The sequence below is a fragment of the Tropicimonas sp. TH_r6 genome (assembly GCF_033101155.1).
Classification (GTDB): Bacteria; Pseudomonadota; Alphaproteobacteria; order Rhodobacterales; family Rhodobacteraceae; genus Tropicimonas.
The window spans coordinates 81,371-94,278 of the sequence record NZ_JAWMPX010000004.1; the positions used below are offsets into that span (position 1 = coordinate 81,371).

Genomic DNA, 12,908 nt, shown 5'->3' on the forward strand with positions numbered 1-12,908 from the left:
TCGCAGGTGGCCCGGCCCCATTGATTTCCAATACCGCGTCTACTTCAACAGGTTCGGGAAGAAGAGGATGATCTCCGGCACCAGAGTCATCAGGACCAGCGACCCGAGAAGGGCGAAGAGGAAAGGCAGGGAGGCCCACATCACCTTCTCCAGCGGCACCTTGGTCACGGCGCTGGCCACGAAGAGGTCCAGCCCGACCGGCGGGGTGATGCAACCGATCGCAAGGTTCACGACCATCAACACACCGAAGAAGAGCGGGTCGATGCCGAGTTGCAGCGCCACCGGCAGGAAGATCGGTGTCAGGATGACAACCGCCGCCGAGGCGTTGATCAGGGTGCCGATCACCAGCAGCAAAACGTTCATCATCAGCAGGAAAACGATGGGTGAGTTGGTGAGCGAGACCACATAAGCCGCAATATGGTGCGGGATCTCGAGATTGGTCAGCATCCAGCCGAAGACCTTCGCCGCGCCGACGATGAACATGATCAGCGTGGTGCCGATCACCGCCTTGAAGATGATCTTCGGGAAATCCTTCAACTTGAGCTCGCGATAGATGAAGAGCCCCACAGCGATGCCATAGACGGCAGCGACGGCCGCAGCTTCGGTCGGCGTGAAGACACCGCCATAGATGCCACCAATGATGATCACCGGGGTCATGAGCGCGAAGAAGCTGTCGCCGAAAGCCTTGATGGCGGCAACGAGGGAGAACTTGCCTTCCGCCGGGATGCCTTCACGCATCGCGGTGAACCAGCTCACGATGCACATGACGACACCCATCAGGATGCCCGGCGCGAAGCCGGCGACGAAGAGGTCGCTGATCGATTGACCGGCAATGACGCCGTAGACAACGAGCGTGATCGAGGGCGGGATGACGATGCCAACCGTGCCGCCAGCCGCGACGACGCCGGTGGCGAATTCGCGGCGATAGCCCTTGCGTTCCATCTCGTCGACCATGGTCGTGCCGATGGCGGCGGTCGTGGCGGCCGAGGAGCCGGAGATTGCGGCAAAGAACATGCCTGCGACGCAAACCACCTGCGCGAGACCGCCCCGGAAGGAGCCGACCAGCGCCTGTGCGAAGCTCACAAGCCGTTTGGTGACGCCGCCTTCGGACATGAAGGCGCCGGCCAGCATGAAGAACGGCACAGCCATGAAGGAGAAGGAATCGACGCCGGTATACATGATCTGCGGGATCAGGACCTGAGGCATCTCCATGAAGAAGAGCAGGATGACCAACACGGCAAGACAGAGAGAGAAGGCGACCGGAACGCCGGCGAAGGCCATCACCAGGAAGGAGCCTATGAGAGCGAATTCCATTGGGTCATTCCTCCGGGTTGATGGGGGTTGAGCGGGCGTGGATGTGATCGACAAGCCCGGCCGAGCCGGAGCTCATATAGACCCGCGCATCGCCGAAGATCCGCAACGTGTCCCGCGTCAGGTAGAGCGCCATCAGCAAGCCGCTGACGGGCAGTGCGGCGTAGATCCAGCTCACCGATATGCCGAGCGCCGGCGTTGTCTGGAAGGACATGGCGGTCACCATCTTGCCGCCCTGAAAAATCAGCAGGTAGATGAAAACATAGCTGAGAAGGTTGATGACGCTTTCCAGGATCAGTCCGGCCAGCTTGCCGGAGAGCGCGTCGGGCAGGAAACGAACGGCGAGGTGGCCGGTTTCGCCCATGATCAGGGCAGAGCCGAGGAAGACGACCCAGACGAAAAGAAAGCGCGCGACCTCCTCGGACCAGTCGAAGGTGAACCCGAAGACGTAGCGGGTGACCACCTGCAGGAAGATGAGGGCCAGCATCGTGGCCATGGCTGCGACCGATAGCCAGTAAAGCGATGTTCGCAGCCCGGTGAAGAGGGTGTTCATGGGGATGTTCCGCGGCGAGAGTGGGAAGGTATGGGGATCCGGGCGGCGGGGAGGTGCCACCCGGATCTCGGATCGAAGACCGAGCTATTAGTTGCTCTTCAGGGCCGCGATCTTTTCGAGATTGTCCGGGCCAACCATCTTGGCGAATTTCTCGTGGACCGGCTGCACGGCTTCGGCGAAGGCTTCACGGTCGACCTCGGTGATCTCCATCTGGCCGGTTTCGCGGATCTTCGCCCAGTATTCGTCATCCTTCTGGGTGGAGAGCTCACGCTGCCAGTCGACGGCCTCTTTCGCGGCCTGGCTCACGATGGCCTGCTGCTCTTCTGTCATCCGGTTCCAGGACACCATCGAGATCAACACAGGCTCGGGCGAATAGGCATGGGCGGTCAGAGAGGCATAGGGCTGGACCTCGAAGAAACGCTTGGTGAAGATATGGGCGGACGGGTTTTCCTGCCCATCAACCGTGTGCTGCTGCAGCGCGGTATAGAGCTCGGCGAAGGCCATCGGCGTTGCGCTGGCGCCGAGCGCGTTGATCGTCTCGACATAGATCTTGTTGTTCATGACCCGGATCTTCAGCCCTTCCATATCGGCGGGCGTGGCGATCGCGTGGTCGGAATTGGTCATGTGGCGGATGCCGTTCTCCATGTAGCCCAGCAGCTTGATGCCGCGCTTCTCGAGATTGGCGCCCATTTCCACCCCAACAGTGTCGAGCGAGGCATAGGCATGGGCGCGGTCCTCGAAGAGGAAGGGCAGGTCGAAGATGGAGATTTCGGGCAGGAACTGGCCGAGAACGGCGGTGCCGGTCAGCGCCATGTCGACGGACCCGAAGACGAGGCCCTCGATGAGCGATTTCTGGTCGCCCAGCTGCGAGGACGGGAAGACCTTGACCTCGATTGCGCCGTCGGAAAGCTCACCCACGCGTTGGGCGAAATACTCGGCGCCCTTGGCGTAGGGATGCTCGGATTCGGCGATATGGCCGAGCTTGAGGGTCACGTCCGCCGCGATGGCAGATGTCGCCAGGCCGCACGCGACCACCGCGCTCGCAAGCGCTGTCTTGAAGATTTTCATGGATGCCTCCAGGTTACTACCCCGACCCTCCTGTCGGGGATAGTTGCCGTCAGCCTACGCTGCCCTTCGGTCAATTCAACAATACGGGCATAAACGGAAAAACGGGTTTAAACCGCGTTCTGCTCATTCTGTTCACGCAGAACGTGGAGGAGGCGGAACACAGGATCACGGGTGCGACCGACGATGCGGCCTCGCGGGTCGCGGCGTCAGCGGCGGCCAATCGTGCGAGCACCGCTGCGGGAACATCGAGCCCGTCCGCGCTCCTTGTCAGCCTGCCGCGCTCTTTCTATATGCCTATCCTTCGCAGCCATCCTCCATTCCTGCGGAAATGGTCATCCCGTGAAGGACTGGCGAAATCCGCGCAGATCCGCTAGAGCGCTATCTTGCGCCAGAGGATCCAGACCATGACCACACGCTGCGGCTTCGTTGCCCTTATCGGAGAGCCCAATGCGGGCAAGTCGACCCTGCTCAACCAGATGGTGGGAGCGAAGGTTTCGATCGTGACCCACAAGGTCCAGACGACGCGGGCGCGTATTCGCGGCGTGGCGTTGGAGGGCGAGAGCCAGCTGGTCTTCGTCGACACGCCGGGCCTGTTCCAGCCGCGCCGGCGACTCGACCGGGCGATGGTTGCCGCCGCCTGGGGCGGCGCGGCCGATGCCGATCTCGTGGTGCTGCTGATCGAGGCGCATCGCGGGCTGACGCCGGGCGTCCGGGCGATCCTCGACGCGCTCGGCGAGCGGACGGACGGGCAGCGCGTGGCGCTGGCAATCAACAAGATCGACCGTGTGAAATCGGATGTGCTGCTGACGCTGACGAAAGAGATGAACGAGGCCTATCCCTTCACCGAGACCTTCATGATCTCGGCCGAGAAGGGCTATGGCGTCGAGGATCTGCGGTCCTGGCTGGCAGCGGAAGTGCCCGAGGGGCCCTGGCATTACCCCGAGGACCAGATCGCCGACCTGCCGCTGCGGATGATCGCGGCAGAGATGACGCGGGAGAAACTGACCCTGCGCCTGCACCAGGAACTGCCTTACCAGCTCACGGTCGAGACCGAGAATTGGGAGGAACGCAAGGATGGCTCGGCGCGGGTCGACCAGATGATCTATGTTGCCCGCGACGGACACAAGGGGATCATCCTCGGCAAGAAGGGCGAGACCATCAAGGCGATCTCGCAGGCGTCCCGCGCGGAGCTGGAGGAATTCCTCGGCCGCAAGGTACACCTCTTCCTGCAGGTGAAAGTACGGCCGAACTGGCTTGAGGAAGCCGAGCGCTATTCAGAGATGGGTCTGAATTTCAAGGACGGCAATTCGTGAGCAGACTGGCCGCGGGTCTCTGGGTCCAGGCCTATCTGATGCGGCTCCAGATCGAGCTGATTCCGGCCTTCGTCGTCGCTCATGGCGATGACACGGCCGGCGCGATCCTCGTGAAGCTCAACCCGCTCGACGGCACGGCGCGGGTGTTCCAGCGGATCATGGCGATGGATGGCTCGCGCCCCTGGGACTTGTTGCGCGAGGGCGCCGAGGCCGATGTTGATGCCTTGATCGAACGGCAGCGCAGTTCAGACCCGGACCTCTGGGTGATCGAGGTCGAGAGCCGCTCCGGGCGGCACATGCTGGACGAACCGGGTCTGGAATGAGACGCTGGGCCTCGTGATCAAACACGCGGAGGCGCTCCGGAATGGATTGGCGGGATGAAGGGGCGTTGCTGGCGGTACGGCCGCATGGCGAAACCGCGGCGATTGTCGAGATCTTCACCGCCGAGCATGGCCGCCATGCCGGTGTCGTCCGCGGCGGCACCTCCCGCAAGATGACCCCCATCCTTCAGCCTGGCACTCAGCTTTCCGTGGAATGGCGCGCGCGGCTGGAAGAGCATCTCGGGGCCTTCCGGGTCGAGCCGGTGAAGTCACGCGCATCCGCGACGATGGGCGAGCGGCGGGCGCTGTACGGACTCGGGGCCGCCTGCGCGCTGCTGAGCTTCGCCCTGCCGGAACGGGAGCCGCATCCCGGGCTTTACGGCGCAACGCAACATCTCCTCGATGCGATGGGGCACGATCCGCGCTGGCCGGAACTCTACCTGCTGTGGGAGCGGGCACTGCTGGAAGAGCTTGGCTTTGCGCTGGACCTTGGCACTTGCGCGGTAACGGGCTCGGAGGAGGACCTCGCCTATGTCTCGCCGAAATCGGGACGGGCGGTGAGCCGGGCCGGGGCCGGGATCTGGGCGGACCGCCTGCTGCCCTTGCCCGGGCTTCTGCGCGGGGAACCCGCCACCGGGCTGGATGACGTGCTGGCCGGGTTGCGCACAACAGGATTTTTTCTGGAGAACTGGCTGGCACCGGCGCTTGGGGACCACCCACTGCCGGGTGCGCGCGCGCGGTTCGTCGCGCTTCTGGAACGGGAGGAACAGGGATGAAGAGCTTTGCGGAGATCCGCGAGATCGCGATTGCGCGCAAGGGCGAGGCAGGGTTCGCGGCGCATATGGCATCCGCGCCAGAGCCGCCCCTGCGCGAGTTGGCGGATGACCGTCTGTTGGCCGAGTTTACCAAACGGATCTTCCAGGCCGGGTTCAACTGGTCGGTGATCGAAACCAAGTGGCCCGGCTTCGAGACCGCCTTTCACGGCTTCGATATCGGGCGCAACGCGATGATGTCTGACGAGGATCTGGACCGGCACCTGTCCAATCGCGAAATCGTCCGCAACGGGGCCAAGATCCTGACCGTGCGAGACAATGCCATCTTCCTCTCGGATCTGGCGCGGGAACATGGCAGTGCTGCGCGGTATCTGGGAGACTGGCCGGTGGAGGACACGGTCGGACTGTTCGAGCTGTTGAAGAAACGCGGTGCGCGACTCGGCGGAATGACCGGGCAATATGCGCTGCGCTGTGCCGGTTATGACGCCCTCATCCTCTCCAAGTCGGTGGTGGCGGGGCTGAACATGGCCGGCGTGATCGACGGCGCGGCGACCTCGAAGACGGCGATGCGCAAAGCGCAGGCGGCGTTCAACGAATGGCATGCAGAGAGCGGCGAGCGCTATGCGGTGATCAGCCGAACCCTCGCCGCCGCGGTGCCGGACTAGGGGCAGGGATATATGGAAGACATCTGGTTGGGCTATGCCAAGCGGCTACAGGCGCTGGCGGTGACGGGGCTGCATTACAGCCCGGCGGATTACGACCGCGAGCGCTTCGAGGAGATCGACGGGATTGCCCGGGAGATGATCTCGCGGCTGGGCAATGTGCCCATCGAACAGCTTGCCGGGCTGGCCGAACCGCATGAAGGCTATGCCACGCCGAAAAACGACATCCGCGCCGCCGTGATCCGCGACGGGCGGATCTTGCTGGTTCGGGAGAAATCTGACGGGAAATGGACCATGCCCGGGGGCTTCGCCGATATCGGTTTCACGGCGGCCGAGGTCGCGGTCAAGGAAACCTGGGAAGAGGCCACGCTGCGCGTGCAGGCGCGCAAGCTTTTCTGCCTGCGGCATCGGGCGAAACAACCCGGCGATCCGGATTACCGGGATTTCTACAAGGTCTTCTTTCTGTGTGAAACGCTGGACAGCGGCCTGCCGGCTCCCGGTCCGGAGACATCGGGTGCGGCATTTTTCGATCCGGGCGAGCTGCCGGAGATGTCCGCCGGTCGGTCAAACCCACGCGATGTTACCCGCGCCTTTGCCCATTTCGACGCGCCGGACCAACCGACCGAGTTCGATTGACCAACCGTTAGCCGCCCTTGCGTTTCTCGAAGACTGCGCAGGGATCCTCGCGCTCAGCGGCCTCGGTCAGCACCCAGAAATCATGCGGAACATCGCCGCCAGGGGCTGCTTCCTCGAACTGCGCAAGCGTCAGAACGCTCACGTCCGGCGCCGCAGCCGCAAGATAGACCGGCATTCCCCAGTCGCGCCGCGCATGCCCGTTCCCGGTGATCACGACCACCGGGCCGCCGGTCTCCCGCAGCGCCTGAAGCGCCGTTTGCGAAAAACGCGCGTCGCGCAACCGCTGGGCCTCGACCATGCCGGGCAGCATTTCCTCGGGCAAAGCGTTGCAATGCGCCTCGAGCTGGTACGCTTCCCGCGCCTGTTGAACAGTGTCGGGAAGCGGACCCAGCCCGAAACGGTCCGCCTCTGCGCCAAACAGCTTTGCCGCGCCTTCGCTCATGGCGTCCATCAGGTCCCCTCGCGCCACGGACGCGCCGTAGACGGGTGCGTCAGGGGCGGCGAGGAATATCGGGTGATACATGGAGAAATCGGGCCAGCTCGAGTGTGCCCAGTCGAGCGCCATTTCCAGCGCCTTCCGATCCGTACGGTCCGTCGCGTTCGCCGTGGCCGCCTGCTCGGCATCGAGCATTTCGAAGACCAGCGCCGAGGGCGCGAGCGCGCCGACTGCGCTCGCCTGGTTCTCGTGCTGAGCAGGGTTGTCATGCACCTCGCCCAGAAGGATTATATCGGCCCCAGACGGGTCGAAAGAGCCGATGTCGGGAAGCTCAGCCGCGCTGGCCGCCGACGCGACGCCAAGCGCCGCCAGGAACAGGCAATATCTCATGCCATCAAGTCGTATACCGCTTCTCCGTGCCGCTCCAGTGTCTTGCGCATCTTCTGAAACGCCGCGGCTTCGAGCTGGCGCACCCGCTCCTTGGACAGGCCGAGCACCTTTCCCAGCTCTTCCAGCGTCTTCGGCGCGTCGCGCAGCTTTCGCTCGCGCACGATGAACTGTTCGCGTTCCGGCAACTGCCCGATGGCATCGGACAACCAACCACGCAGGGTGTCTCCGTCGCGAACGGCCTCGACCTGTTCGGACGCCGGCGGCGCGTCGCACTCCAACGCATCGACCCAGCTGCGCCCCTCGTCCTCGCTGCTTTGCGGCGCATCCAGCGAGAAATCTCCGCCGCCGAGCCGCCCCTGCATCATCTCGACCTCGGCCAGCGTCACCCCGATCTCATCGGCGATCCGCTGCCGGAGCTGCGCCCCGTCGAGGCGCAGGCCCGCCTTCTGGCTCTCCCTCTCGATCTGCGCCTGGACCCGACGCAGGTTGAAAAAGAGCGATTTTTGACCGGTCGTCGAACCGGTCCGAACCAGCGACCAACTCCGCATCACATGATCCTGGATCGAAGCCTTGATCCACCAGGCCGCATAGGTCGAGAAACGCACGCCGCGATCCGGATCGAACTTGTCTGCCGCCTTCAGCAGGCCGAGGCTGGCCTCCTGGATCAGATCCCCCATCGGGGCACCGTACCGGCGGAACTTCGACGACATCGAGATCGCGAGGCGCATATGCGCCTGAACCAGCCGGTGCAAGGCCGCCTCGTCGCGCTGGTCGCGCCAGGCCCGGGCCAGGTCCACTTCCGTCTCCGCATCCAGCATCTCCGCCCGCATGGCAGCTCGGGAGAAGCCGCGATCGCTCGCATCCATTGTCGAATTCATCGCGTTTCCTTTCGCTCCGGCCCCTCGCGGGGCTTCCTATTTGTCCTGTATCTCTGATACGGAAGGCAGCGCGGAACGGATCACTCGGAGCCGAAAACCCAATGACAGCACAGATCACCCTGGTGCTCGGCGGCGCCTCGTCCGGCAAGTCGGCCTATGCAGAAAACCTGGTCACATCCTCCGGACGCCGCCGCGTCTATCTCGCCACGGCACAGGCCTTCGACAGCGAAATGGAAGCCAAGATCTCCGCTCATCGCAGCCAGCGCGGTCCCGACTGGCGGACGATCGACGCGCCCCATGACCTTGCCGCCGCGCTCGACGCGCTGCCCGAAGGCCACGCCGTGCTGCTGGACTGCGCCACCATGTGGCTTTCCAACCGGATGCTTGCAGATGCGGATATCGAGACCGAGGCGGAGGCGCTGCTCGACGCGCTGGCCCGTTGTGCCTCTCCGGTCGTCGTCGTCTCCAACGAGGTCGGGCTTTGTGGAGTCCCCGACACGCCGCTCGCCCGCCGTTTCCGCGACCTGCAGGGCCGGCTCAATCGTCGGATCGCCGAGCGCGCAGCCCGCGTCATCGCCGTCATGGCCGGCCTGCCGCTGGCGCTCAAGGGCGATCTGCCCGGGGAGGAGACATGGTAAGCTGGTGGTGGGTGCGCCATGGTCCGACACATCGACGCGACATGAATGGCTGGACGGATGTTCCCGCCGATCTCTCCGACAGCGCCGCCCTCGCGCGCCTCTCCGCCTATCTTCCAGAGGACGCGCCGGTCATTTCCTCCGATCTCTCCCGCGCGATCGACACAGCCGACGCGATCCAGCAAGGCCGCGCCCGCCTGCCGCATGAGCGCGGCCTGCGTGAGATCCATTTTGGCGCCTGGGAAGCCCGAACCTTCGACGCGGTTCAGGAGGAAGACCCCCGCCTGATCCGCCGTTATTGGGAGCAGCCCGGAGATGTCTGCCCGCCCGGCGGCGAGAGCTGGAACGAGCTGTGTCAACGCGTCAACCGCGCCGTCGACTGGCTCACCGGGGAAGCCGGTCATGTCATCGCCGTCGCCCATTTCGGCACCATTCTGAGCCAGGTCCAACGCGCCCGCGGCTGCACCGCAGTCGACGTGCTCGCGCAAGACATCGACAATCTCTCGGTAACCCGTCTTGACTGGGACGGCCGGCACTGGAGCGAAGGCAAAACCAATCTAATTCCGTGATGATACGGCCAAAATTCATCACCAAAATAGATAATTCTGCGCACGAATTGTCATTGGGAAAGCCGTCTCGGGGCCGCTAGCCTCGCCGCATGACATATCAACTTTTCCTCGGTGATCCCACCTATTCCAGCTGGAGCCTGCGCGGCTGGCTCCTGTTTGAGCATTTCAACCTCCCGGTCGAGACGATCTGGGTCGATTTCATCACCGGCTCGGTGGCCGAGAAGATGGCCATTGCGCCGCCCGCGAAAACCGTACCAACCCTGCGCTGCCCGGACGGGGCCGTGATCTGGGAGTCCCTCGCCATTGCGGAGGAACTCGCCAGCCGCCACCCCGAGGCTGGCCTCTGGCCGAGCGATCCGGTCGCGCGGGCCACGGCGCGCAGCCTCGCCGCCGAGATGCATTCGGGCTTTTCTACCCTGCGGAACGACTGCCCCATGCATCTCCAGGCCGCCTATCGCGATGTCCCCGTCTCCCCGGAGCTCGACACCGACCTGCGCCGCCTTGAACGTATCTGGGAACACGCGCGTGGCCTGCAGGATGACGCCTCCCCATGGCTCTGCGGATCCTACAGTGCTGCCGATGCCTTCTTCGCACCGGTCGCTGCACGTATCGCGGGCTACGGGCTCAATGTCTCGGACCGCGCCCGCACTTATGTCGACGCCCATCTCGCCGACCCGTCCTTCCGCCGCTGGCGCGCCCTTGGACACGCACGCGGCCCGGTCCTGCCCTGGTACGAACGCGACTACCCACGCCGCGATTGGCCCGGTCCTGCGCCCCTGCCCGCCCGCGCTGTCGAGTCCGGCACTGCGAAAAACACCGCCTGCCCCTTCTCTGGCCGACCGGTCACGCATCTGGCCGAGGTTCAGGGACGCGTTCTCGGCTTCTGCAACGCGGTCTGCCGCGACAAGGTCGTGGCAGATCCGGCTGTCTGGCCAGAGGTCATGGCATTGCTGGACGGGTGAGACTCACCGCCCAGAGAGTCGGCAAACAGCCAGGATCGTCAAGGCGAGATACCTCAGATCGCCAAAAACGGACTGGGTCTCGAGATAGTTGAGATCGTATTTCGCCCTATCGGCAAAAGAGACCTCATTGCGCTCGGATACCTGCCAGGGACCGGTTACCCCCGGTCGCATCCGGTAGTAAGCACTGCCGGGATAGATCTCGGTCTGGGCTGGCAGGATTGGACGCGGGCCGACGAGGCTCATGTCGCCGAAGAGCACATTCAGGAATTGCGGCAGTTCGTCGAGAGACGTGCGCCGCAATATGCTGCCGATCCAGGTCACTCGCGGGTCGCGCGTCAACTTCTGGAACTGCTCCCATTCCAGCCGTGCCGCCGGATCCGACTTGAGATATGTCTGCAGTCGGTTTTCGGCCTCCGGCACCATCGTGCGCAGCTTGATCATGCGAAAGCTGCGCCCGTTCCGGCCGATTCGCCTCTGCAGGAAAAAGGGATTGGCGCCGTCCAGCGCCACGACGCTGGCCATCATCGCGACGACGGCCATCAGCAGTGGAAAGGTCATGACAACCAGAGCCAGGTCGAGCGCCCGCTTGCCCGTGTAACTCCCCCGGCCCCAATTCCGAACCCGACCCTTCTGGCCGGCAAGCACATTGGCGGATTTCGCCAGTTCGAAAGGCATGTTCTTACCCGTATTTTCGGTCCTTCAAGGACCAGAAATCCTGGCATCTTCCTTCAGGAAAACGGGGGAGTTTTTCCAACATTTCCGGTGACGGCCCTGCGTGTTTCGGGTCGCTGAAATCGGGTCTAGAGGGAAAGGCTTAACGAAATCTCAACCAATCCTTACCAAAGGGTTGACAAGTGGTAAAAGCGAGGTTCGCGATGGTTACCCGAGCCCATACAGTGGCCTTCGACGGCGTCGAAGCCCGGCCGGTCGAAGTCCAGTGCGCGGTCTCGCCGGGCCTGCCGGCCTTTTCCATTGTCGGCCTTCCCGACAAGGCCGTCAGCGAGGCCCGGGAGCGAGTGCGCGCCGCACTGCAAAGCATGGCCGTCGCCCTGCCCTCGAAACGGATCACGGTTAATCTCTCTCCCGCAAATCTTCCCAAGGAAGGCTCGCATTTCGATCTCCCGATCGCCCTGGCGCTGCTGGCTGCGCTGGAGATCATCCCGGCCGATGATGTGGAACAGGCTGTCGCACTCGGAGAATTGTCGCTCGATGGCAGCCTCGTCCCTGTTCTTGGCGCCCTGCCTGCCTCGATGAGCGCGGCCGAACAGGAGCGCGGCCTGATCTGTCCACAGGCTTGCGGCCCGGAAGCCGCCTGGGTCGGCGCGACCCGCGTCTACGCGCCCGACACGCTGATCGCCACGGTCGCCCATTTCACCGGTCAGACACCGATCACACCGGCCCAGCCGGGCGAAGTCCACGGCGACGCCCCCGGCCGTGATTTCCGAGAGGTCAAGGGCCAGGAGCGCGCCAAGCGCGCACTCGAGATCGCAGCCGCCGGACGTCACCATGTCCTGATGGTCGGCTCTCCCGGTTCCGGAAAATCCATGCTCGCGGCCCGAATGCCCGGCATCCTGCCCCCGCTGGACCCCGTGGAAGCGCTCGAAACCTCCATGGTCCATTCTCTCTCCGGGCTGCTCAAGGATGGCGGCATTTCCCGGACGCGCCCCTTTCGCGAGCCACATCACACCGCCTCGATGGCGGCGATTGTCGGTGGCGGTCGCGGTGCCCGGCCCGGCGAGATCTCGATGGCGCATAACGGCGTGCTGTTCCTCGACGAACTGCCGGAATTCCCTCGTCAGGTGCTTGAAACCCTGCGCCAACCCATCGAGACGGGCGAGGTCGTCGTCGCCCGCGCCAATGCGCATATCCGCTACCCCTGCCGCTTCCTTCTGGTCGCCGCCGCCAATCCCTGTCGTTGCGGCCATCTCGCGGATGCCGCCCGCGCCTGCCCGCGCGCGCCCGGCTGCGGCGAGGACTATCTCGGGCGCATCTCCGGCCCGCTCATGGACCGGATCGACATTCGGATCGAGGTTCCGCCGGTTGCCTTCTCCGATCTCGACCTGCCTTCGGCCAGCGAGGGCACGGCAGAGATCGCCGCGCGGGTCGCCGCCGCCCGGCGCCTCCAGACCGAACGGTTCGACGGCCATCCGCGCGCCCGTGTGAATGCCGATGCAGAGGGTGATTTGCTGGAACAGATTGCCCGGCCAGATGCGGAGGGGCGCGCCTTGATGCAGAAAGTCGCGGACCGCATGGGCCTGACCGCGCGCGGCTATCACCGGATCCTGCGCGTTGCCCGGACCATCGCCGATCTGGAAAGCAGCCCCGATATCCGCCGCTCCCATATCGCGGAGGCTGTGAGCTTTCGCCTCGCGCTCGGCCCGATGACCTGACGGCCCCGACCG

The 12,908-nt window shown here is 64.3% G+C and carries 15 protein-coding genes; 9 read left to right on the forward strand and 6 right to left on the reverse strand.

Features of this window, described 5'->3' with window-relative positions:
- Nucleotides 1–39: 39 nt before the first annotated feature.
- The 3 genes from R3X27_RS05860 to R3X27_RS05870 all read right to left on the reverse strand — a co-directional run bounded on the left by R3X27_RS05860 (nucleotide 40) and on the right by R3X27_RS05870 (nucleotide 2,932).
- On the reverse strand, nucleotides 40–1,314 hold the full coding sequence (locus R3X27_RS05860; RefSeq protein WP_317707897.1) for a TRAP transporter large permease: 1,275 nt from the start codon (nucleotides 1,312–1,314) through the stop codon (nucleotides 40–42).
- A 4-nt stretch (nucleotides 1,315–1,318) separates the two neighbouring features.
- Complete coding sequence (locus R3X27_RS05865; RefSeq protein ID WP_317707898.1) at nucleotides 1,319–1,864, reverse strand: TRAP transporter small permease; 546 nt, start codon at nucleotides 1,862–1,864, stop codon at nucleotides 1,319–1,321.
- Between the two features lie 87 nt (nucleotides 1,865–1,951).
- A complete protein-coding gene (locus R3X27_RS05870) occupies nucleotides 1,952–2,932 on the reverse strand; it encodes a DctP family TRAP transporter solute-binding subunit (RefSeq protein WP_317707899.1) in 981 nt (326 codons plus the stop codon).
- A 404-nt stretch (nucleotides 2,933–3,336) separates the two neighbouring features.
- On the opposite strand from R3X27_RS05870, the gene era reads away from it, so the two are divergent.
- Genes era through R3X27_RS05895 form a run of 5 tightly spaced genes read left to right on the forward strand, consistent with a single transcriptional unit; the run spans nucleotide 3,337 to nucleotide 6,636 of the window.
- Entirely contained in the window at nucleotides 3,337–4,245 is a 909-nt protein-coding gene (era, locus tag R3X27_RS05875) for a GTPase Era (protein ID WP_317707900.1), read from the forward strand.
- The gene (locus tag R3X27_RS05880) at nucleotides 4,242–4,568 is read left to right on the forward strand and encodes a DUF1491 family protein (RefSeq protein ID WP_317707901.1); all 327 of its coding nucleotides are present in this window, start codon (nucleotides 4,242–4,244) and stop codon (nucleotides 4,566–4,568) included. Before era ends, R3X27_RS05880 begins: the two co-directional genes overlap by 4 nt.
- A 41-nt stretch (nucleotides 4,569–4,609) precedes the next feature.
- Nucleotides 4,610–5,341 carry a DNA repair protein RecO gene (gene recO / locus R3X27_RS05885; RefSeq protein ID WP_317707902.1) on the forward strand — a complete coding sequence of 244 codons (732 nt, stop codon included), beginning with the start codon at nucleotides 4,610–4,612 and terminating at the stop codon, nucleotides 5,339–5,341.
- Nucleotides 5,338–6,003, forward strand: coding sequence for a DNA-3-methyladenine glycosylase I (locus tag R3X27_RS05890; RefSeq protein WP_317707903.1), 666 nt, complete (start codon nucleotides 5,338–5,340; stop codon nucleotides 6,001–6,003). The genes recO and R3X27_RS05890 overlap by 4 nt, the downstream gene beginning before the upstream one ends.
- A 12-nt stretch (nucleotides 6,004–6,015) precedes the next feature.
- A complete protein-coding gene (locus R3X27_RS05895) occupies nucleotides 6,016–6,636 on the forward strand; it encodes an NUDIX hydrolase (protein ID WP_317707904.1) in 621 nt (206 codons plus the stop codon).
- Nucleotides 6,637–6,643: 7 nt separating this feature from the next.
- On the opposite strand, the gene R3X27_RS05900 is transcribed toward R3X27_RS05895, so the two are convergent.
- Entirely contained in the window at nucleotides 6,644–7,462 is an 819-nt protein-coding gene (locus R3X27_RS05900) for a ChaN family lipoprotein (RefSeq protein WP_317707905.1), read from the reverse strand.
- Nucleotides 7,459–8,340, reverse strand: a complete 882-nt coding sequence (locus tag R3X27_RS05905; RefSeq protein ID WP_317707906.1) for an RNA polymerase factor sigma-32 — start codon at nucleotides 8,338–8,340, stop codon at nucleotides 7,459–7,461. The genes R3X27_RS05900 and R3X27_RS05905 overlap by 4 nt, the downstream gene beginning before the upstream one ends.
- A 101-nt stretch (nucleotides 8,341–8,441) precedes the next feature.
- Between R3X27_RS05905 and cobU the strand changes: the two genes are divergently transcribed.
- From cobU to R3X27_RS05920, 3 genes are all read left to right on the forward strand, one after another.
- Complete coding sequence (gene cobU / locus R3X27_RS05910; protein ID WP_317707907.1) at nucleotides 8,442–8,978, forward strand: bifunctional adenosylcobinamide kinase/adenosylcobinamide-phosphate guanylyltransferase; 537 nt, start codon at nucleotides 8,442–8,444, stop codon at nucleotides 8,976–8,978.
- Nucleotides 8,972–9,544 (forward strand): histidine phosphatase family protein, encoded by a 573-nt coding sequence (locus R3X27_RS05915; protein ID WP_317707908.1) that lies wholly within the window; start codon nucleotides 8,972–8,974, stop codon nucleotides 9,542–9,544. The genes cobU and R3X27_RS05915 overlap by 7 nt, the downstream gene beginning before the upstream one ends.
- 89 nt (nucleotides 9,545–9,633) lie before the next feature.
- Nucleotides 9,634–10,506: a glutathione S-transferase gene (locus tag R3X27_RS05920; protein ID WP_317707909.1), complete on the forward strand. Its 873-nt coding sequence runs from the start codon at nucleotides 9,634–9,636 to the stop codon at nucleotides 10,504–10,506.
- A 3-nt stretch (nucleotides 10,507–10,509) separates the two neighbouring features.
- Here the strand turns inward: R3X27_RS05920 and R3X27_RS05925 are convergent, their stop codons facing one another.
- Nucleotides 10,510–11,181: a sugar transferase gene (locus R3X27_RS05925; protein WP_317707910.1), complete on the reverse strand. Its 672-nt coding sequence runs from the start codon at nucleotides 11,179–11,181 to the stop codon at nucleotides 10,510–10,512.
- A gap of 200 nt (nucleotides 11,182–11,381) precedes the next feature.
- Between R3X27_RS05925 and R3X27_RS05930 the strand changes: the two genes are divergently transcribed.
- Complete coding sequence (locus tag R3X27_RS05930) at nucleotides 11,382–12,896, forward strand: YifB family Mg chelatase-like AAA ATPase (RefSeq protein WP_317707911.1); 1,515 nt, start codon at nucleotides 11,382–11,384, stop codon at nucleotides 12,894–12,896.
- The last annotated feature ends 12 nt before the right edge of the window (nucleotides 12,897–12,908 follow it).

Excerpts from the sequence above, each read along its gene's own strand:
- R3X27_RS05860 (WP_317707897.1), bottom strand. The coding sequence starts at position 1,314 with ATGGAATTCGCTCTCATAGGCTCCTTCCTGGTGATGGCCTTCGCCGGC.
- R3X27_RS05865 (WP_317707898.1), bottom strand. The coding sequence starts at position 1,864 with ATGAACACCCTCTTCACCGGGCTGCGAACATCGCTTTACTGGCTATCG.
- R3X27_RS05870 (WP_317707899.1), bottom strand. The coding sequence starts at position 2,932 with ATGAAAATCTTCAAGACAGCGCTTGCGAGCGCGGTGGTCGCGTGCGGC.
- era (WP_317707900.1), top strand. The coding sequence starts at position 3,337 with ATGACCACACGCTGCGGCTTCGTTGCCCTTATCGGAGAGCCCAATGCG.
- recO (WP_317707902.1), top strand. The coding sequence starts at position 4,610 with ATGGATTGGCGGGATGAAGGGGCGTTGCTGGCGGTACGGCCGCATGGC.
- R3X27_RS05890 (WP_317707903.1), top strand. The coding sequence starts at position 5,338 with ATGAAGAGCTTTGCGGAGATCCGCGAGATCGCGATTGCGCGCAAGGGC.
- R3X27_RS05895 (WP_317707904.1), top strand. The coding sequence starts at position 6,016 with ATGGAAGACATCTGGTTGGGCTATGCCAAGCGGCTACAGGCGCTGGCG.
- R3X27_RS05900 (WP_317707905.1), bottom strand. The coding sequence starts at position 7,462 with ATGAGATATTGCCTGTTCCTGGCGGCGCTTGGCGTCGCGTCGGCGGCC.
- R3X27_RS05905 (WP_317707906.1), bottom strand. The coding sequence starts at position 8,340 with ATGAATTCGACAATGGATGCGAGCGATCGCGGCTTCTCCCGAGCTGCC.
- cobU (WP_317707907.1), top strand. The coding sequence starts at position 8,442 with ATGACAGCACAGATCACCCTGGTGCTCGGCGGCGCCTCGTCCGGCAAG.
- R3X27_RS05915 (WP_317707908.1), top strand. The coding sequence starts at position 8,972 with ATGGTAAGCTGGTGGTGGGTGCGCCATGGTCCGACACATCGACGCGAC.
- R3X27_RS05920 (WP_317707909.1), top strand. The coding sequence starts at position 9,634 with ATGACATATCAACTTTTCCTCGGTGATCCCACCTATTCCAGCTGGAGC.
- R3X27_RS05925 (WP_317707910.1), bottom strand. The coding sequence starts at position 11,181 with ATGCCTTTCGAACTGGCGAAATCCGCCAATGTGCTTGCCGGCCAGAAG.
- R3X27_RS05930 (WP_317707911.1), top strand. The coding sequence starts at position 11,382 with ATGGTTACCCGAGCCCATACAGTGGCCTTCGACGGCGTCGAAGCCCGG.